Annotated in this window: 16 protein-coding genes; 1 reads left to right on the top strand and 15 read right to left on the bottom strand. The window is 42.7% G+C overall.

Translation table 11 applies throughout. The annotated features are described in order from the left end of the window. The first annotated feature begins 1 nt into the window (after position 1). Positions 2 to 1,183, top strand: a complete 1,182-nt coding sequence (locus tag NLG07_RS05940; RefSeq protein WP_254854541.1) for a glycosyltransferase family 4 protein — start codon at positions 2 to 4, stop codon at positions 1,181 to 1,183. Here NLG07_RS05940 and NLG07_RS05945 read toward each other — a convergent pair. The 15 genes from NLG07_RS05945 to NLG07_RS06015 all read right to left on the bottom strand — a co-directional run bounded on the left by NLG07_RS05945 (position 1,139) and on the right by NLG07_RS06015 (position 19,749). After that, entirely contained in the window at positions 1,139 to 2,077 is a 939-nt protein-coding gene (locus NLG07_RS05945) for a glycosyltransferase (RefSeq protein ID WP_254854542.1), read from the bottom strand. The genes NLG07_RS05940 and NLG07_RS05945 overlap by 45 nt on opposite strands. Next, positions 2,074 to 3,558 (bottom strand): oligosaccharide flippase family protein, encoded by a 1,485-nt coding sequence (locus NLG07_RS05950; RefSeq protein ID WP_254854543.1) that lies wholly within the window; start codon positions 3,556 to 3,558, stop codon positions 2,074 to 2,076. Before NLG07_RS05950 ends, NLG07_RS05945 begins: the two co-directional genes overlap by 4 nt. Then, positions 3,548 to 4,888, bottom strand: a complete 1,341-nt coding sequence (locus NLG07_RS05955; RefSeq protein ID WP_254854544.1) for an O-antigen ligase family protein — start codon at positions 4,886 to 4,888, stop codon at positions 3,548 to 3,550. The genes NLG07_RS05950 and NLG07_RS05955 overlap by 11 nt, the downstream gene beginning before the upstream one ends. A gap of 11 nt (positions 4,889 to 4,899) precedes the next feature. Then, complete coding sequence (locus NLG07_RS05960) at positions 4,900 to 6,033, bottom strand: glycosyltransferase (protein WP_254854545.1); 1,134 nt, start codon at positions 6,031 to 6,033, stop codon at positions 4,900 to 4,902. Beyond that, a complete protein-coding gene (gene asnB / locus NLG07_RS05965) occupies positions 5,985 to 7,865 on the bottom strand; it encodes an asparagine synthase (glutamine-hydrolyzing) (protein ID WP_254854546.1) in 1,881 nt (626 codons plus the stop codon). Before asnB ends, NLG07_RS05960 begins: the two co-directional genes overlap by 49 nt. After that, positions 7,853 to 8,731: a glycosyltransferase family A protein gene (locus NLG07_RS05970; RefSeq protein WP_254854547.1), complete on the bottom strand. Its 879-nt coding sequence runs from the start codon at positions 8,729 to 8,731 to the stop codon at positions 7,853 to 7,855. The genes asnB and NLG07_RS05970 overlap by 13 nt, the downstream gene beginning before the upstream one ends. Positions 8,732 to 8,740: 9 nt before the next feature. After that, on the bottom strand, positions 8,741 to 9,793 hold the full coding sequence (locus tag NLG07_RS05975) for a GNAT family N-acetyltransferase (RefSeq protein WP_254854548.1): 1,053 nt from the start codon (positions 9,791 to 9,793) through the stop codon (positions 8,741 to 8,743). Beyond that, the gene (locus tag NLG07_RS05980; protein WP_254854549.1) at positions 9,790 to 10,833 is read right to left on the bottom strand and encodes a polysaccharide deacetylase family protein; all 1,044 of its coding nucleotides are present in this window, start codon (positions 10,831 to 10,833) and stop codon (positions 9,790 to 9,792) included. Before NLG07_RS05980 ends, NLG07_RS05975 begins: the two co-directional genes overlap by 4 nt. Further along, positions 10,820 to 11,959 (bottom strand): glycosyltransferase family 4 protein, encoded by a 1,140-nt coding sequence (locus tag NLG07_RS05985; protein ID WP_254854550.1) that lies wholly within the window; start codon positions 11,957 to 11,959, stop codon positions 10,820 to 10,822. Before NLG07_RS05985 ends, NLG07_RS05980 begins: the two co-directional genes overlap by 14 nt. Continuing rightward, positions 11,956 to 12,948 (bottom strand): glycosyltransferase family 2 protein, encoded by a 993-nt coding sequence (locus NLG07_RS05990; RefSeq protein ID WP_303049188.1) that lies wholly within the window; start codon positions 12,946 to 12,948, stop codon positions 11,956 to 11,958. Before NLG07_RS05990 ends, NLG07_RS05985 begins: the two co-directional genes overlap by 4 nt. A 4-nt stretch (positions 12,949 to 12,952) precedes the next feature. After that, positions 12,953 to 15,544, bottom strand: coding sequence for a hypothetical protein (locus tag NLG07_RS05995; RefSeq protein WP_254854552.1), 2,592 nt, complete (start codon positions 15,542 to 15,544; stop codon positions 12,953 to 12,955). Then, positions 15,535 to 16,677: a GNAT family N-acetyltransferase gene (locus NLG07_RS06000; RefSeq protein ID WP_254854553.1), complete on the bottom strand. Its 1,143-nt coding sequence runs from the start codon at positions 16,675 to 16,677 to the stop codon at positions 15,535 to 15,537. Before NLG07_RS06000 ends, NLG07_RS05995 begins: the two co-directional genes overlap by 10 nt. Positions 16,678 to 16,825: 148 nt before the next feature. Further along, the gene (locus NLG07_RS06005) at positions 16,826 to 17,839 is read right to left on the bottom strand and encodes a hypothetical protein (protein ID WP_254854554.1); all 1,014 of its coding nucleotides are present in this window, start codon (positions 17,837 to 17,839) and stop codon (positions 16,826 to 16,828) included. Positions 17,840 to 18,053: 214 nt separating this feature from the next. Further along, a complete protein-coding gene (locus NLG07_RS06010) occupies positions 18,054 to 18,920 on the bottom strand; it encodes a ThiF family adenylyltransferase (RefSeq protein ID WP_254854555.1) in 867 nt (288 codons plus the stop codon). 13 nt (positions 18,921 to 18,933) lie between these two features. Continuing rightward, positions 18,934 to 19,749 (bottom strand): PEP-CTERM/exosortase system-associated acyltransferase, encoded by an 816-nt coding sequence (locus NLG07_RS06015; protein ID WP_254854556.1) that lies wholly within the window; start codon positions 19,747 to 19,749, stop codon positions 18,934 to 18,936. Between the last annotated feature and the right edge of the window lie 52 nt (positions 19,750 to 19,801).

Consider the following 19,801-nt stretch of genomic DNA (forward strand, 5'->3'; position numbering starts at 1 on the left):
TATGTTATTAAACAAAAATTGCCCCACTGTTGCCATTGTTCATAGTGTAGCTGAAATGGGGGGAGCAGAAAGAATGTCTCAAGTTATTCTAGAACAACTCCACGGCGTCGAAGCTAATATGGTATTGATAACTCCAGAAGTTGGGCCTTTTACTGATTGGGCAAAGTTGCACAACGTGCCAGTTAAATACCTTACACAACTCCAGTTTAGTGCGAGTCAAAGTATAGCATATATCAAGCAGACCATTCGTTGGGTGCAATACTTAAAAGAAGAGAAGATAGATATCGTTCATACGGCAGACCCGTTTTGTACCCAAGCCATAATGCCAGCCTGTAAAATAGCAGGAGTTAAGGTGTTAACTCATTTTCATTTTCCATTTAGCGAGGAAGTGATACGTTGGGCATATGGGCGTTTCGCACCAGATATAGCCGTATTTTGTAGCCAAGAATTACAAACTTCCACAGGATCAGTGCTCGCAAAAATAAGCCCTAAAACCTTACAAAGTGTCGTGCATAATGGTGTTAAATATCAATCGTTTCCACCAAAAAAACGCACACCTAATCTTATTGAACCCGTCATTGGCATAGTTGCGAATTTACAAGAACGGAAAGGTCACGATGATTTTATTGATATGGCGAACATACTTACAAATGCGAACATTAATGCGCAGTATCGCGTAATCGGTGGCGATATCTTAGCGATGCCACGTGATGCAATTCTAAAAGAAAAGGTTAATACCTTAGGTTTGGCGTCACGCTTTACGTTTACAGGGCAGGTAGAGAATGTATCAGAGCAACTAGAACAACTTGATATTTATGTTTGTGCTTCACATCAAGAAGCGTTCCCTGTGTCTATTTTAGAGGCTATGGCTACACAACAAGTCATTGTATCGACAAATGTGAATGGTATTACTGAGGCCTTAGATGAAACGTGCGCTTATTTAGTGGAACCCAATTCGCCAAAGATGCTTGCTGCACAGGTGCATAAAATCCTATCTCAGCCAGAGGAGGCACTTTGCAGAGCTAAGCGAGCTAGAGAAAAGCTTGTTAATGAATTTTCACTCGAAACGTATTTAGCTAAGTTTATACAAATTTATAGAGCATTATCGACTAAGGATAGTTTACATGTCTTTAGACTGCTATTCAGTAGGCTCTTCATAAGTATTGGCAAACAAGAGGATTAGCTTATTTTCACATTCAGCAAAATGAGTTCGTTTATTATCGTGCGCTTTAAATGTGCTAACTCCATCCTTAATGCCATTAACAACGGCTTCCTTCCAAAACTTCCGTGTCCACATTAAGTCCTTTGAAGGTATGCAATAACGCAACAGCGTGTAGATGTGTTTAGGTAATTTGAGTAATTTGTCTTTTAAGGGGCGAGACAGCATCCATAGGGTGTGATTGTGATAGGTACCGCGATACCAATTAACACCGCGAGTGCCTTGATTACCACAACCGCCGTCGGCGGGGGCGCGATGAAATACAAAACAATCTTCGCCTAAAGCGACCTTACCGTGGCGATTAAATACTTCTGCCATTTCCCAATCAATTGTAGAGAATGGAGGTTTCAACCAAGACGCTGCGCCGTACTGTTCAAATGTTGTTTTTCTTGCTGACATATGGGCACAGGACATTGACGTGGCAATGCCGTGCTTAGCTGACGGGATCCAGGGATAATCGATATGACCCGCATAATAGCAACCGGCTACAGCAATGATATCGGGTTCGCGGTAATATTCTAGATGCTTCGTAATAATATCTGTGTCGGCAAAATCTAAATCGTCGTCCATGATTAGCACAATCGGGGCGTTTGCTAGTTGTGCACCCGTATTAATTGCAATCGACACCGAAGCAAAAGATGGTGCCATATAATATCTTATATTACATTGCGCGCATATCTCGGCTAGTTGTACTTTGTGCTGCTCAGGCTGTCCATCGTCAGACTGATCGATGATGATAATTTCGCCCTGCGCATACACCATGTCTACAATTTGCGGCAGGGTGAGCAAGAGTTCGTTTAATCGATTAAACGTCGGGATCACAATACTGTATTGATAGGATGGTGATTGAGCTTTCATGACGTAGCTTCCTTGTTGATAAAACGGTTAATTTTGTAAAAGAAGTGGCTGTCGATAAGGTCATTAATATAGGATAATTCTGAAATGGTGTTGGATGCTAGACGGCATAAAGCTATAAATCCTAAGGTATAAGAGAAAATGAAAACCAGACCGTTAAATATCACCTCAAGCAGTTTGTGTTCGAAGGGGTTAAGTATTATTCCTGCGAATACACTAATGACGCTTAGACCCAGAAGTCCAAATAAGGCAACTAAGCTAAGGATGCATTTTTGTAGACTGACATAGCGAATTACAGAGATTGTAAAAAATAGCAATATCAAACATAGCTCAACCGCAATTTTAGTCACAGCAAATTCCGTGATGTCCTGGAATTTTATGGATAACAAGGTTACACCAATCACTATGCAGCTGGTTAACTCGAAGATGAGAAGGGGCTTAGTTTGCGCAAAAATATAATATAATCTTGCTGCTGCAGTGTATAGGCACATAGTAATGATCAGCACTGAGAAACAGGCAAATACTGCAGAAAATTTAACCCAGTTATCGCCCATCAATACCCAAATAATAGGCTCTGCATTAAATACACAAAATATCCCTATTGGCACCGATAATGCCAGCGATATGATAACTGATACACAAAAACGATTTTGAAAATGCTCGGGCTTATTTTTTAAATGCGCAAGCTGAGCAAGTAGAGGAGTAGTCATTGGAGTAATAATGTTTTGGCTAGGGATATAGGCGAGGTATTTCATCGTGTTGTAGCTACCTAAACTTGCTTTACCAAATAGAGTACTGGCAATGAATGTATCAAATTGCGTGCGCCCAAAACCTAAGATCGCCTGCGGGATCAGCCATTTTGAAAACGACCACTGTGACGCCAGGTGCTGAACAGAAAAACGCGGTAAATACGGATAGGCAGTATAACTGCCTAGAATTTGAATGGTACTGCTGATCATTAATCCCACCACTAATGCCCAGTAGCTTTGATAAATTAGAGCGATAGACACTGCGCAAATGACAGAGACAAATTTAGCAATAATGGTGACTTTTATCAGTGGTTTATATTCTTGACGACGTCTTAACAAAAATGACGCTGGATTCTCGAAACCTTCGATCAAAATGATATAACAAAAAGCAACGATTAAAGCAGTCAGCCGTGACTCGTCAAAGAAAACTACCGCCAGAGGAATACATACGATAACTAGTACTGTAACGAGAAGGCGAATGAGTATACTTAAAGTAAAAGCAGTATTTAACACGGCACGTGTGGGGCGTCGTGAGCGAATGATGTACGCTTCACTGCCGAGCTGTGTAAAGCTACTCACAAACAAACTAATAATTGTGGCAATTGCTACCAATCCAAAGTCATCGGGCGTGAGCACTCTCGCTAAGATGAGTGTACTTATTAGACCAATAAACTTTCGTGCAAAAGAATCAAATACTAGTAGCAAACTGCCGCTAAGCATTTTGTTAATATTCATTTGCTGGTTTCCTCACGCTAAAATCAAGCGCTTCTTCTTCACTATCGCTGGCTACTTTCAGTGTTTGGGTGAACTGGTGATAGCCCAACATATTAATTAATATGAGCAAATAAAAGGCTTCGAATATTAATAAATCCAAGAAGAGCGACGTGATAAAGAATCCTAGGATCCCAATCGTTGATGCGTCTCGAATATAGCCCCAGAAAGATTGCTCCTGGTGATGCTTGAAATGCTGCTTAGTATTGCGAAAACGTGCCCACACGCTTAAGAGCATCCAAGCATAAAACACCATGGCAATGATGCCATTATTTGCGGCAATAGATATTAGAGTATTGTGAGCAATGTGTGGTGACTTTCCGGGAAAATATGCACGCGATGCTGTGACAAAGCGCTGTGGTCCCACCCCTAGCACAGGGTGTTTGAAGGCAAGATCAATCCCTATTTCCCATGATACCAAGCGCGGGTTGGCGGTTTCTCCGCTATTTTCTTTAACAACTTGATAGGTGTCATACGCACGGTCAATAACGATTTGTCCCTGCGTTAATATAAATCCAGAAAAACCAATACACAATAAAATGTTGAGGATTTTGGATTTGAGCATAAAGGCGCACAGTAATGTCATTACGCCAAGGGCAAGTAAGGCTCCACGTGAACTAGTTAACAATACCGCGTGCCACAAAAATGGTATGATAAGCAGGCATGACACTCTAATAATTTTTGTTTTGAAATAATAAAAGCCGAATAAGAAAAACGGCATAATAATCACAAACAATACGGCAAAGACGTTACCATCTTTAAACGGCGAATTTTCGGGCCCCATCAAGCGATTATTTCTAAATTGCGACCACTCTTGGTTGAAGTACGTGCTGTTGGCCCAGTAAATGTAATACGCAATAACGCCCATAAACAAGAACGTCAGAACCTTGAGACCTTTTTCGTGATTGAGTGTGCCAACCAAGATAAAGTACATCAGCACAATGGTGTTGAACGTGCCTAATAAAATCTCCGAATTCACGTTAGCAGTATACACTGGGAATGGCGAAAAAATATCGGATAAATTGACTAGTGCCCAAATTAGAATAACGAACAGGTTTTGTTTATACCAGTACCCTGACCAGTCAATTTCTTTGCGCATCACCATGATTATAAAGCCAATGATAGCCATGCCTGCACTGATTTTGTAAATCGGGATACCGTCTAAAGCCCAAAACCATATCGCTTGAGGCTGTAAAATAGACGTTGCCAAATATACCGCACTGGCTAACCAAGGCAATTTGACGATACTAAGTGCCAAAAAAGCGATGATTAAATAAACTAGGCCTTTAAACATATCTTGTTCTCTTAATTGGTGACTTGCGCATATAGCGCGCAGTACTCGTCCTGCATTTTTTGTGCTGTAAATCGATGAAGGTAAGTCGCTCTTGCACGTTCTCCAAGATGGGTTCGCAAATCGGGAGCGGCAAGTTCAATCATGGCATCCACAAGTTCGTCTTCATTATCGTTTTGGATAACAAAACCATTTTGTCTGTGACTGACTATTTCAGGATTGCCGCCCACATTTGTGACGATGGCGGGTTTACCCATTCTTAATGCGTCAATTAATGTCATTGAGGTACCTTCGCTAAACGATGTTAACAAGAACACGTCGATTAGCTGGCAATAAACCTCTGGCTCGCTTTGATAACCAGTGAACAGCACTTTGTCTTGAATACCAAGCGATGAAACCAGCGAATGAAGTTCATTGCGGGTTTCGCCATCGCCTACGAGCATGAGTGTTGCTTTAGGGTATTGTGCTAAAACACGAGAAAAAGCTTTAACCATCAGTGGGTGATTTTTGATGGGGTCAAATCTCGCCACAGTGCCAAAGACAAGCGCATCATCCGGAAGTTCGACAGCAACGTGTTTATGCATTGGAGGAGCGTTATCAGCAATGCCATTATAAATCACATGAATTTTATTGCGGTTTAAGAACTCAAAGCGATGTAGCGCATTTCTAGTAGCGTCAGAAATAGAAGTAAACCCACTTGTAAATGCAGCAAGCACAGGGTTGATAAAGCGTCTTTTCTGATTTGAAACGTCGGGGTAGAAACGCCCGTGTTCAGTAAATATAACTTTCGTTTTCAAAAAACCAAGGCAGCCAAGTGCTCCGTAGCTCCATGGCGTATATTGATGGCAGTGCAGTATATCAATATTATGTTTTGAGCAAAATTGGCGAATAGCCAATATGGTATTGATGCTAAAACCACTTTCCCATGTTAAACAGTCAATTGGAACTCCCTGCTGTTTTAACTGTGTACCAAAGGGCCCGAGCTTTGGCTGCAAACACAAAATTCGCTGTTTGAGTTCAGGGCGTTGTGCGAGCACAAGGTTTTCAATGACCTTTTCTGTACCGCCAATACGCATATCGTAGGTGAGGTGGCAAATGTTCAAGCCATATACCTCGAAAACCACATCTGAAACATCAATAAACTCCATAAAACCGTACTATGATCAGCTTTTTGTTGCTGGTGTTCATCCCACAAATGTTTAACGGCACTAATATCAAAATAATCACTAATTCCAGATGGTGAATCAAATAAGTAACGCTTTGCTAGATCATGAATATGCTCTCTAAACCAAGCCGCAAGAGGTACCAAAAATCCCATTTTCTTGCGATACAACAAATCATCGGGCAGGAGTGGTTTAAATGTTTCTTTAAGAATGTGTTTCTTGTCACCATCTTTGTATTTCATATCGATAGGCAAGGTTGCTGCAAACTCAATCACATCCTTATCCAAAATGGGCGCACGAACTTCTAATGAATTTGCCATGCTCATGCGGTCAACTTTGACTAGTATTCCACCTGGTAAATATGTCTTTAGGTCGGTGTATAATATTTTGTCAAAATGATTATCGCCATCAGCTTTATCATAAGCATCTAGCGTGATCTGCGCAGGGTGATAATTGTCTAAAGCTGATTTAAATTCAGGTTTCGCAATCTTATCCCAAGTCTTATCGGTTATTTGAGAGTTCGTAATATAAAAACCCATGGCTGGGTCTTGGCTTAAACTCGTAAGTAATGAATTTCCTTTTTTAAAGAACGTATGTGAGCTTTTCTGAAAGAGTTTAGCCAATTTGGGAAATACATTTTCGCGAATGCCTTTTGGAAACTTCTCGCGTAATTTATTTTCTAGCACGTCTAGTGTGTATTTTTCATAGCCTGCAAATACCTCATCGCCACCATCACCGGCAATCGCAACGGTCACCGCATCTCGCGCTAATTCACTGACAAAAAACGTTGGGACAAGTGATGGATCGGCAAATGGCTCATCAAAATAGCTGACAATATGCTCAAGTTCCTGAGCTACGTCTTTTTGTACGATAAATTCATGATGCTGACATTGATATTGTTCAGCTACTTGGCGCGCAAACTCTGCCTCATTAAATCGCGGATCATCAAAGCCGATAGTACAGGTGTTAACGGGGGTATCTGAGAGTTGAGACATCATCGCAACGACACCACTAGAATCAACCCCGCCACTTAAAAACGCACCAAGTTTTACATCAGCAAGCATTCTGGCTTTGGTTTTATCGTATAGCAATGTTGCAAGACGGTCTTTAGCTTGCGCAACATTATCAGTCGTCTTGTTGGCAAACGAGACATCCCAGTATTGCTCAATATGCTTTTCTCCATTTTTGAGTAACATAAAATGCCCAGGAGATAGCTTATGCACATGCTTAAAAATAGTTTTAGGGTCGGGCACATATTGATAGGCAAAAAAGTCGTATACAGCATCATCCCTAATGTCTTTTTTAATATTGGGGAGTGTTAACAGGGCTTTTATCTCCGATGCGAATGCAAATCTTCCCTCATCTTCGTAGTAATACAGTGGCTTTTTACCAATGCGGTCACGCGCTATGAATAGTTCTTCTTTGGTAATATCCCATAACGCAAATGCAAACATGCCATTGAGGTGTTCCAAGCACTCCACACCATCTCGTTGATACAACGCGAGGATAACTTCGGTGTCAGTTTGAGAATGGAATTCATAGCCTTGCGTAACTAGCTCATCTCTAAGTGCAGAGAAATTATAGATTTCGCCATTAAAGACAATGACACACTGTCGGTCTGCAGAAAACATCGGTTGAATTCCTGCATCTGACAAGTCGATGATACTAAGTCGACGATGCACTAATCCAATATGTTCATCCAAATAGGTATCACTTGCATCTGGTCCTCGATGAAGTATCGCTTCTCCCATCTGAACCAAACTTGACTCAGATAAATCCTCGTATCCTTGTTTTAGAAAACCAGCTATTCCACACATACCGAGTCGTCCATGACAATTTTAGGGCCTGAAGATAACAGCTTTTCCAATCGCTGCTTGACTAATAAACGTTTTATTGGTTGAGAAACATTTTTCACCATATTTTGTGCATGAATTTGTAGATTGATTTCATGCATATCCCTCGGCCACCTTTTAACTGGAATACTGTCCAGTATGACCTCTTGCAATTTCCCTAACTCATATCTCGCAATACGATTTTTATAGAGCTTGATATCATCAAACTTAAAAGGAGATAGCGAATCAAATTCATATCCATGCCCAAGCTTATAGGTCACTCTGTTGGGTAAGTTGTAGTCCAGAAATTGAATATCTGTGTTGACGGCTTTTGTTAAAAAAGAGTCAATCCAATTTAAACCTACTGGCATATAAAATGACTTTTTCTTTATCATCTGAATAAAGTTATTTGAAAGGCCATATAAATTACCGAAAAAACAACTCCTATCAGTAACCAAGGATTCATAGTACGCTTTATTCCTTCCAGACGCTGGAACCCCTGCAACTGCATGTGCTGATGAGTTTTGTAACTGTTCATGGAGAATTGGGAACACGTTGGATGTGAATTTTACATCAGCATCAATAAAAAAATGCGTATCTACATCAGGAGCATTTTCATGAATATACGTATTCCATGCATTGCATTTGTCTCCTAAAGATAACTCGATTACATTGAGTAAGTTGTTTGTATTTGCCATCTGTTGTGCAATTGACACGGTTTGGTCTGTGCACCCATTTGCCATCAGCGTGACATTTTTACATTCACTATCAATATTTGAAAAAACGCTCGAAAGGCTGGTTTCAATATGTTTTTCTTCATTGTATGCAAACATGCAAATAGCGTAAGACATCTTATTCCTTTACAAACTGATCAAACCACGCACCCGACTCCCCACCAAAGTGGTCATCGAGAGAGGCAAATGTTGCCAAACTTGAATCGCAACTTGCTTTAGTTGCTCACCTCCAGTTTCACCTCTCTTTTGTTTAGGTGAAGTTGCCAAACAATCCTGCCAATCCAATGCATGTGGCCTTGCCCCCCACTGTTTTTTAAACCGATAAGTCCCTTCATTAAACGTCGAACGCCCAAAATCAAAAACAGGTATTTGTTTGTCAGCAGCATATCCAATCAATGCCCCATATAGCATCATATTGGGTGCTAATCGATTGTACTTCGCTAGGGTGGATGCCCAAGGGATACTGCATTGATAAGGGTGGAGTAATATGAGACCTGCGCCAATTGCCATATCTCGGTCATACACCACTCCCATGCAAAAGCGTCCCTGATAATGCTTAACAATTGCTTCATACCAACTTTTTTTGTGAACAGGAGAGCCCAGTTCACGCATGTTTTGCGCAATAACTTGATAGAAATCATTGATCAAATCATTCCCTTCAGTCAGTTTGATAGATAATCCATTTTTTTCCGCTTTGCGGATCTGGCTGCGTAGCTTTGATTTGTAACTTGCCATCTGCTCCGAAGCATTGGATTGCAAGGGCATTTTCATGGCGACTTTTTTGCCAGTTAGTGCGTTGTCATCTAGATTATCATTAACTGAACAAATATCTCGATGCACGAAAGATGAGATGAAGTGTGATGCGCCATACTCACAGATATCTTTTATTAATTCTTGTTTAATGGCATCAGAATCTGCCAGAACATGCCCCACATCACAGTAAGGCAGTGCACAAAATGATGGCTTACCCCAGAACCGTGAAAACAACACCAAAGGAGCTACCCCGACGAGCGTATTATCTTCATATGCTAGGGCAATGATGGCATCGTGATTATAGGCTTCATACACACACACTAGCCAAGCGCTAAAATGATAAGCTGAAGCTCCTGCATGACATTCTACATACTCATCATAAATCGCTCGATTAAGTTGTGAAAGCGCGACAAATTCTGTTCTCATGACACCATCCTGATATCTTGTCTCGATGCTGATAAAGGCTGGGTGTGGCTGTTAACCTGATTTTGCATACCGAGCAGATGCGCGGCTTCAGAAATCGTTGCACACGTCACGTTGGCTTGATGTGATAGGTGTTTGAACACTCGAGTCACACTATCTAAAATATGCTTATGGGCGTCTCTATCTAGATAAAAACCCGTTCCATTGTCTAAGAAACTCGAGCTATGCAGATACATGTGAATGACCGGTCGTTCTTGACGTAAGCAATTATCGACCAAGGATTTCATATCCTCTATTGAAGAGAGTTCTGGGCTGAGATAAAGCTTGCGCAACAACGTGGTATGCCACAACAAAGCATTGGCTCGACAGTAGTGCCAGATGCCTTTTTCTGCTTTTGTTTGCAAATGTCTGCCTGTCTCATCATCCATGCGGTTAAATCCCACAGTGACAGGCAGTTCTAATAAGTGACGCTGTTGCCCAGCAAAGTTGGGCAACCCGAAGTCTGGGTAGTAGGGTACAAACGGTGCGTCATAACAGCTAAAATAATCATTGTCATACATCGGATAAACACTGGAGTCTATCCAGATGCCGCGCTCGACCAGTAACTCAAAAATGGTCTCGTTAATGCCCCAGCGCCCAGTCCGAAAGGATTGCGGCCTGATCCCTAATGTGTCTTGTGTTTTTTGGATTAAGGCATCTAATTTGGTCGCGACGTGTTCTCTAGGTAAATTCACCACATGCGATTCAAATTCTGTCGTTGGGCCAAAGTAGGGTGGGTTACACCATGGGTGCAAGTGAGCGCCCACTTCACACTGTCGATGTTTAATAACCTGCTTAATTTGTTCTAGCGAGGTTGGGTCATCCAGTACAGGATAGTCAACAAAGTAAGTAGGACGGATCCCCAGTTGTTCCATCTGATACTGAAACGATGGCAAATGCTTGACGTTATCCACCGCAAAATCAGACTCTGGGAAAGGTTCATCCCATTGCCATTCTTCTTCGGTATCTATACTCAGTACAAACAGTACGTCAGGCTTTGACATAATCTCGACTATCCTTAGTCATCATCTCTTGAAATAAGTCATCGTATTCATTCGCCATTCGTTGCGAAGAATAGTGTTGCTGTACATAGTTAACGGCATTTTCTGCAATGACTTGAGCGCTATTTGCATCATCCAATAATGTTTCCCAATGGCGCTTGAGCATAGCGATATCATGCAGTGGTGCTAGTAATCCCGTCTGTTCATGATGGATCAATTGATCAATGCCGTCGATGTCATACGCTGCAACAGGGATCCCCATGGCACAGGCTTCCATTAAACATCTTGGGATCCCCTCCAAGGTCGAAGTCATTACAAACAAATCAAAGGTTTTGAGCAACGCCAATCTATCGTCGCGAAACCCCAAAAAATGAATATCGTCTCGACAATCAAGTGCTTGTGCTCGGCGCTCTAACGCTTCACGACAATCCCCATCGCCGAGCAGCACTAATTCAATGTCCTGACGAGTGGCGGCTAATTCAGAAAAAATCTGCAGGATAGCGTCGATATTTTTACGCGAAATCATCTGCCCAATGAAGCCAATTCGTTTTTTATCCGTTTGAGCAGGCACTGTGTCGTCGTGTTTGACGCTGTATACTTCCGATAGATCGACACCATTTTGAATATAGCGTAACTTGGGTGGAGTAAGACTAAACTTCTCCACATCTTCATATAAAGCAGAAGACAAGGGTACGACATGATCAGCAAAGCGCATGGCCTGACAGCCTAACCAAATAAAAGTACGTAATTTAACGTCTGAGGCATTTTCAAAACCGTGCGGGGTAACGACGACTTTGATGCCCGCTTTTTTGGCGACAATCACGCCTAAAATATCAGATTTGTAACCATGGGTATGGATGATGTCAATGTTGTGCGCTTTGATATATTGCACCATGTGTGCGACCACAGACCAATCGAATTTACCGGTCATGGGAAACTCGGCCGTTTCGAAACCAAGTGTTTGGGCTGCACGAATGAGCTGAGTGTTGTGATTCTCTGGCTCTTGGGTCACAGCAATGATGGAGTTAATGTGCGTAGGCAGATGTTTGGTCAATGCCAAGATCCAGCGTTCCGCCCCATAAAATCCAGTAGGGCAAATAAACTGCATGACGTTTAAAGTGTGTTTCATGAATGACTGTCCGTGGTCAATTCACCAAATATTCCTCTGACCGTACCGATGGCACGCGCTGGAAAATAATAGGCGTAAAACTGTGTGATATCCCACCAAGAAACAGGAGGGGAGACGTGTTGTTTGAGGCGGATGCAGTAAGCGACAAAGGGCAGCAAAGACAACCCGATCAGGATGAATGCGGCATCAAAGTACCCAGTTATGGCGAGGAATAGGGCACTGAGTAAGGCAAACATCATCCCTGGAGGAATCAAAAAGCTCGGGATCTCACGCAACGGAATGTCGCGACCTTTCATCGATGCAATGTTGGATTGTCCTCGCCAGACTTCCTTTTTCGCCATCTCTGTTAAGACTTTATCTTCACCAATATGGACGTACTCTGTTTTGCTGGTGTAATGCAATGCACCGTGTTGCGAGAGCGCATGGGTAAAATAATAATCCTCACACGTTTCAAGATGTTCTGGAAAACCGTTGACTTTGATAACATCTGAACGCCGAACCAATAAATTGCGTCCAGGTAAAAAAGTCACATCTCGGTCAATATCCACATTGGATAATGAGGTGCGTATACGTTCTAGTACAGTGGGGTTGGCGGATGTGATTTGTTTGGCACTTACCAGCAAGCGACCAGGAACCTGAAGTTCTTGGTGTAAAGTGCGCAACCAATGTTGAGATAACTCGACATCCGCATCGATAAACGCGATGAAGGAGGCCTTTGTTTGACTCACTCCGTAGTTGCGAGATGCAGAAATGTTTCCACAACCTTTGCGATTATGCACTTTCAAATCTATATCCGGTATTGCATGTATTTCATCAGACACGGAATCATTTTGCGTGACCAAATGCACTTCCACCGCAAATCCATCACGGTCTAATTGCGCGATACTGCGTAAAGTTTGGAGTAGCATCTCTTCCCTTCCTTTGTGAGGGATGATAAATGCGACCCGTTCTTGTATATCATTGATGTGTTGAGAACCGGTGTCCGTCATATGTTTAAATCCATTTGCGTAGTACTTTATGACGTAGCTTGAGCTGGCTAAGTTCTCTTTGTATCGACCAAGGGGGTTTTCGTTTGAGGCGATAGGGTGAAATATCCTCTGGTGCAATATCGACAGTCAGGTCAGATTGTGTTGTCCAAAGCGCATGTTCTGAGTGCGTCGTTTTTCCACACTCCGTATAGAGGTACTGAGCGGATTCCCACTCCATTTGATTTTGCATGACCAGCGCTTGAATGCGCGTGAAAAAACGTTCATCACTGTTCATTAATGCTTGATGGATGTATTGCTCAATCTCTAACGCTTTGGCCAGATAATCTTGTTTATCTTGTTTTGATGAGGCTTGAATGGCTGCAAACATCAACAAATCGACTTTGCGTAAATCTTGCGCAGACCAGGTTTGATTGGGGTATTCCAGCTCATCTGCTCGGGTTAGGTAAGGGGATTCATGTGCACATATCCATGTCGCAAATCTTCCAACTAACGTTAATAAGTTTCCTCGTGCAGTAGCAAATTTGGGTAGGTCTGTCAGCCGCTCGATCAGCCTCATCAATGCTTGAAGCCAAACCGTATAAAACCAATTTTCTTCGATGTTATCCAACCCCAGTTCATCAAGTGAGTCTTCCAGGGAGACGGTGTGCAATGCAACCCATAGCCCATGATGTAAGTATTGTTCGCTTTGGGTCAATAGATGCATATCGAGTATGGCATTAAGGTAATTCGCCGTTCCACGATCCAGTGGATAGCGTCCTGTTTTGACATCTTTTAATCCAGGCACGTCTCGATTTTTCCAAGCGAGTAATCGATAATAAAGCGTCTCATCACCTTCATAATATCGAGTTACCCAGTGATATAGAGAGTTCACGGCGCCTTTGGCGTCTTCGTTACCCGTCAGGAGGTAATAGTAGGCGAGTCCGGTGGTGTAACAATGTTGTCCTCCTGGACCACCTCCCCCTGCATGCCCATCGTATACACCGCTTTGTTGGCGAGACGAGTATGTGCGATGCGAAGACGTTTCTGCATCGGCATAGTGGTCGGTGTGCCAAAATAACCCGCCATTGTATTCCGGCTTATCTGCTTGGGTATGGTAGATATCGACATTGATAACATGTATTGCCAAATCGTTCGCCAGTTCAAAATAACGGAGATCCCCACTCATGACGTATTGTTTCAATAAACCAAATAATGGGTCGTATTGATTGTTATAGACGCTGATCAAAGGCGCGCTGTCAGGATCAAGATAGGCCGATTCGTGATCGGCAAGCAGGTCTCCATAATGACGAAATCCATATAAATCAATGTGGTCTCGCTTGGCTGCAAATCCATCATGAGTGGATAGGACAGAGCCAGTGATTTCGCACCATTTATTGGTCAGCATTGAAGGCGCAATGCGCTCAATGGCCTGGCATGAATAGACATATTCAGGACAAAGAGTACACATGGGCTTGGGGAGGACGGCACAAGAGTGCACCTGTGAAGATTGTGCCGATATATGTAAAGTCCGAGTCCATTTTTCCCCAGGTTGAAGTTCACAGTAGTCCGCTAATTTGGCATTCACACCGGAGAAGACAAGGCCATCGTCTCCAGAGGTAAACGTCGATGGAAAACGTTGCCAAAAATCAGTCAACACATAATGTCTATTCTGATGTCGGATATACGGCTGCACATTGCGATAAATGGAGATTTGGTTATTGATAAACGTGTACGATTCCGTCGGCGCAACTTCGGCGGTATGCATCAAATGCGCTCGACTTCGCGACTCACTGCGACCACTGCCAAGTTGTTCAATACGATGAATGTTGGTATAGCAATGCTGGTTAATACAAACCTGAACATCACGGTGTGGCGAGCGCACTTCAAAATCCATTTCGTCAACAAAGATGGAATGTGCGTCGCCCAGATCCCACTGCCCATTGGGGTGATGAGCGCTATTGGGGTTGTGCAACGTTAACGTCATATCCATTGCACCGGTCATGGTGTTAATGGTGACTGTTTCTTCTATATTCAGTGATATCTCGCCAGCTTGAGCCTGGCGTACTATGCAAAGCTCGACAGCAAGGGGTGCTTGCTGCCCCAATATTTCATGAAAAGACCACGAGACAACAGACGTGGGCTCGATGCTCTGTTGTGTACCATGCACACGACCACTCACTTGAGTGCGGATCAGTGTTTCCCCGAACATGATCCCCTCAGGGACTACTGTGATGGGTTGGATATCGTTCAGAACGGCACAGGGGATCGAGATATCCAGTCGGTTTGTCGAACGATGTTGTATGGCCGATGGAATGATTTCAGTAGAGCTGTAGCGTTGCAGATATAAGCTAGATTCACTATTAGGTTCCAGCGATACCGCGCAACGAACATGTACAAATCGAACAGAGTGATCGGGCCATAGAGTTAATATACGGCAATGTGTATTGAGCACTTGTCCTTCTTTATTCACTACACAGAGCGAGTCTTGGCAGGTGAATTGTCCTTTAGGGCAAGGCACGCTGATTGACAGCAAGTGTTGGTGAATTGCTGTGTGACTCGGGTTCGAGACGGTAGCAAAGGCTGTTGTGAGACAGGTATCCTGTTCATTTACACCCATGTGTGTTCTCCATGTTTCGCTTGGCCAAACGTTCGAGCAATCTTGTTAAATGAACGGTGTAATAAATGAAATGCTTTGTTTTTGATAACCCTAGTGTGATAAAAGCTATATTGCTCTGTGGACAATGACGCCTTATAAGCACACTCTCCCCCCATAAAATCGTAGGTGTGCACGCCACGCTTTGCAAAGTAGGCCATGGCAAGCACGTGGATAACCAAACCTACACGATACTTGTTATCTGAGTCGCAGTAATTGATCCCAGATAAATAAAAGTAAGCGATTCCGTCCTTGATGAAAAAATACAAATAACCCAGTTTGATGGTGTCGGTGGTAAATTCAAGGATCTGAATATCAAACTGTCCCGATGCTTCATGGAATAAACGTTGATGAAATCCAACGAACTTCGGATTGGTAAAGCCGCTGCCATATTGACTCTCTTGCCAGCGGGCACTGTGATATTGCCCAGTGTCAGCAAACGCTTCGTTAAGTGCACCGCCTTTGTGGACGTGGATACCAATATCGCCATATTGCTCTGTTATATACCGAATACTGCGATTGATTTGAGAACGTTTGTTTGCAGATAAAATAGATAGTATTTGGTCCAGCCTGCTTTTGGACGACACAGAGTCATTGGTTAATTGTGTGCGATACCCCAATACCGCTTCTTGCTCTATGACGATCCCATCAAAGTGCTTAAGCGATTCAGGCCCCCATTGTTCCGGATGAGTGAGTGATGTATTAATATCAAAGCAATCCATTTTTTGGAGCTCAAAACACCATTGCACAAGAGCGTGTCGGCACTGAGCAATGTGCTCGGGCAAAGCCAGGATATCATTGTATTCGATCCACGCTTGGTCAATTTCTGGGACACCAGATTGATTCAATAATCCAATCTGATAGCCAAGCCCAATATGTTGAATGGTCTGCTCACCCACGAAACACATTCCAACAATTTCATTGTTGTAAAAAAACTGGACACATAAAGGTGAGTCTGCTTCTGTCAACCAGGATGCTTGCCACGCCCAGGTTAAAAAGGGGCTACACTGGCTCTTCTCTTGCAGAAAGAGCCAGTACTGCTTCACTGTATCGTGAGTTGTTGCGTGGTAACGCAGAGCGTCTACATAAATCGACATACCATCCCTTGCATGTGCCGGTTACAAATCCCAAAAGCTAATTAGGTTTATCGGCTTGTCACATCAAATATAGATAATTATTTTGTAAATACCAAAAAAGAGAGGCTAACCTCTCTTTGACTCTTGGGATGATTACTAATGTAATGTGTTACGATTTACGGCGACGTAAGCCCGCTAATACAAGTAAGCCAGCCCCGAGGACTCCCATGGTTGCAGGTGCGTTGGCGTTGATGATTACATCATCGGAAGCAAGGGTGACTGTGCGAGAAAAAACATCATGCCCAACAAGCGAAGGATTGCCTTGTAATAAATCTGCTTTAAACAGATCCCAAAAATCATCTGAACCTACAGGATTATTGGGGTTATTGGTTGCAGCAATAAACGGATTACAACCTCCAAATGTACAAGTTCCATCCACGCTACTATTCGAGTTTAAAACGGATCTTAAAAATGCATCAGCGTCAGTATTAGCGAATGTCAAATCAGTAGTTGGGTCTACAAAAGCATCAGATGCGTCATCAAAATCAATTTGTGCAGCAAATGAAGGGGCGTTTCCTCCGTCGATTAGGTCATCAAAACCAACACCCCATTGGTCAGTGAGGATATCATCGCCGGCTTCAATGGCAACACCACCAAATTCGAATTGAGGAATACCAGTTAGTGATGGTGGACTGACGACAAAATTATTCAGTAAAAATGAAGCAGCTAACTCAGTTCGAACATCATCAGATTGATCACCAGATGTACCATTACCGTCAACTGTAAATATATTAAATAACCCCCCTGAAAATCCTGATACGAGCTCAGTAGGTGATACTTGAGTAGAATTACCATATACAAAATAGTTTAATTCAAGGTAATTACCAGATAAGTCGAATATCTGATTGCCTGAAGTAGGGTCATCATATCCAAAGAATACTCTCTGGATACCGGCGTCAACCACTAACTCACCGGCCTCAATAGTGCCATCGTCATCTGAATCAACAAAATAGGATGTCGCAGTAAAATCACCAAAAGCGCTGTAATCACTTATTAGTACAAGTTCTTCAAATGTGATGCTTTCTGTTGGTGTTCCAGGGAAATTAACATTGATAATACTTGCGTTCGCTGAGAAAGCCCCAACTGCAGCAAGCGCTAAAAGTGTTTTGCTATAAGTTTTCATATTTCTATCCTTTTAAAGGTGTTTGTGAACGCAAATATGATTGCATACACAGATACACTGCATAGCATGTGCCAAATCCATAAGTGCTTGTTTTTATTATTTTTTTTATTTTCTTTTTGTTTAATAATTGAGCGGTTGTAAAAAAGGCTGACAGTAAAGATGAGGATAGGAAAAAGAAAAGAGTTAGAAGATGGGAGTTTATATATGTATACGCTTAGTTACTTAAGACAACGCGCTTGGCGATCTGATACTTAATACGCTGCAATAACCCATCATTACCAAACGGGCACCAGGTTTTGACCAGTTTGTTTTTGTACGCATCAAAATGCAAACCATGTGGCGCGCAGATGATGTCCCCACGGTTCAGGAGTATTTTGAGCACATTCGTGGCATTGACACCCGCGCACAATTTGACGCCCATAATGACCGATGGGCCTTTTTCAGCGGCAAAATCTGCGCGTGACGGGTCGACCAAATAATCCCGTTGCAATAGAGCTGGGGTCAGTCCCACCATAAATTTTAAAAGCTTTTCTTGTTTGCTGTGACATTTTGAAAAGCCAAAATATTCATCAAAATCCATCGAACCTGGCATGAAACACAGCATGGCGACGCCAAAGCCAATCGGACCGGTGGTGATGACAGGAATCCCTTTGTCCGCACATTTGCGAAAGACCAATTCACGGGCTTCCATCGCAAAAAAATCCAAGCTGTCTACGTACACATCAACACCTTCTAGAAACGCATCGACATTGTCTTGATTGACTCCAAAGGGGAAAGTTTTAATCTGCGCCTCTGGGTTGATCGAAAGGGTCATCTGTTCAAGCGTATCGAGCTTGGGCTGGTCAATGGAGTCCATGGTAGCACCGATTTGACGATTGAAATTATGCACATCAAACTCATCAAAATCTGAAATATGAAATTGAGTTAGCCCTAATCGAGTCAATGTTATTAGGTGTTCCCCTCCAACACCACCCAGTCCGGCTATAGCGATTTTCTTAGTGGCAAGAAGCGCTTGTTCGGCTTCTGTCACCCAACCAATATTTCGAGAAACAGCAGATTGATAATTAAATAGACTGGTCATCCTAATACACTCCTTACCCTAGAGACTGTACTTTGAGTTGATTGCGAATGAGATCAAACATGACGTTAAAACTAGGAGAGAGATGTTCAAAAAACACATCCTGGCTAATGTAATAAGGTGCGCGAATGCCATGATAGTATACCGGTGGCCCAATTTGTTTAAACTTGATACCAATAAACGCCATACTCTTCGCCAGTCGGGGCTCCATCATGACGTAGGTATGGGGAATGCGATGGTTATATACTTGTCCGGCAGCGGCAAGGTATAGACCAATAGCGATAAATGGAAAGCAACGCAACTCATCTTCTGAATAATCACTTTCGTTGATCACACCTGTTCCTGAACCATCAAACTTATCGGCTTGTCTACGGCGAAAATCAAACGGCACTGCGAGTCGGGAGATTTCGCATACCGAGCCTCGAGGGAAGTTACTTGGATGATACTCTAGTTCGGTAATGCTCTCTGAACAATAACGCTCAATGGGGAGAACTTCGTTGTCGTGCTTTGGCCACACAACTCGGACGGTTCCGGCAAACGATTGCGAGCCCAAATGTTGTAAGACGCAATGTAACGAATAGGCATCAAATTCATCTCGTTCTTGTTGCGTATCATTAGCCGGTTCAAATTCTTCTTCAATACAATAGACTTGGTATCGGATACCGTATACGACATTCTTAAGTTCTGGCTTTTGTGCGTCGAGCATCAAAAAATACCGAGAGAAGTGTTTGGAAATCTTTCTCGCATCGTTGAATTTTAAGAATAACCCCCACAGTCGCTTTAACTTTTTGAGAAGCGAGGTCTGTTTGGGTTTATTGATTGCAATATCCACACTGATATCCACTGACTACGGGTCTAGTCAGAAGTGTAGACAACAATTTTGA

Origin of the sequence: Alteromonas sp. LMIT006, assembly GCF_024300645.1 — a bacterium.
Lineage (GTDB): Bacteria > Pseudomonadota > Gammaproteobacteria > Enterobacterales > Alteromonadaceae > Opacimonas > Opacimonas immobilis.

What these genes read in the sequence shown, in the direction of transcription:
- NLG07_RS05940 (WP_254854541.1), top strand. Translation starts at nt 2, where the DNA reads ATGTTATTAAACAAAAATTGCCCCACTGTTGCCATTGTTCATAGTGTA.
- NLG07_RS05945 (WP_254854542.1), bottom strand. Translation starts at nt 2,077, where the DNA reads ATGAAAGCTCAATCACCATCCTATCAATACAGTATTGTGATCCCGACG.
- NLG07_RS05950 (WP_254854543.1), bottom strand. Translation starts at nt 3,558, where the DNA reads ATGAATATTAACAAAATGCTTAGCGGCAGTTTGCTACTAGTATTTGAT.
- NLG07_RS05955 (WP_254854544.1), bottom strand. Translation starts at nt 4,888, where the DNA reads ATGTTTAAAGGCCTAGTTTATTTAATCATCGCTTTTTTGGCACTTAGT.
- NLG07_RS05960 (WP_254854545.1), bottom strand. Translation starts at nt 6,033, where the DNA reads ATGGAGTTTATTGATGTTTCAGATGTGGTTTTCGAGGTATATGGCTTG.
- asnB (WP_254854546.1), bottom strand. Translation starts at nt 7,865, where the DNA reads ATGTGTGGAATAGCTGGTTTTCTAAAACAAGGATACGAGGATTTATCT.
- NLG07_RS05970 (WP_254854547.1), bottom strand. Translation starts at nt 8,731, where the DNA reads ATGTCTTACGCTATTTGCATGTTTGCATACAATGAAGAAAAACATATT.
- NLG07_RS05975 (WP_254854548.1), bottom strand. Translation starts at nt 9,793, where the DNA reads ATGAGAACAGAATTTGTCGCGCTTTCACAACTTAATCGAGCGATTTAT.
- NLG07_RS05980 (WP_254854549.1), bottom strand. Translation starts at nt 10,833, where the DNA reads ATGTCAAAGCCTGACGTACTGTTTGTACTGAGTATAGATACCGAAGAA.
- NLG07_RS05985 (WP_254854550.1), bottom strand. Translation starts at nt 11,959, where the DNA reads ATGAAACACACTTTAAACGTCATGCAGTTTATTTGCCCTACTGGATTT.
- NLG07_RS05990 (WP_303049188.1), bottom strand. Translation starts at nt 12,948, where the DNA reads ATGACGGACACCGGTTCTCAACACATCAATGATATACAAGAACGGGTC.
- NLG07_RS05995 (WP_254854552.1), bottom strand. Translation starts at nt 15,544, where the DNA reads ATGGGTGTAAATGAACAGGATACCTGTCTCACAACAGCCTTTGCTACC.
- NLG07_RS06000 (WP_254854553.1), bottom strand. Translation starts at nt 16,677, where the DNA reads ATGTCGATTTATGTAGACGCTCTGCGTTACCACGCAACAACTCACGAT.
- NLG07_RS06005 (WP_254854554.1), bottom strand. Translation starts at nt 17,839, where the DNA reads ATGAAAACTTATAGCAAAACACTTTTAGCGCTTGCTGCAGTTGGGGCT.
- NLG07_RS06010 (WP_254854555.1), bottom strand. Translation starts at nt 18,920, where the DNA reads ATGACCAGTCTATTTAATTATCAATCTGCTGTTTCTCGAAATATTGGT.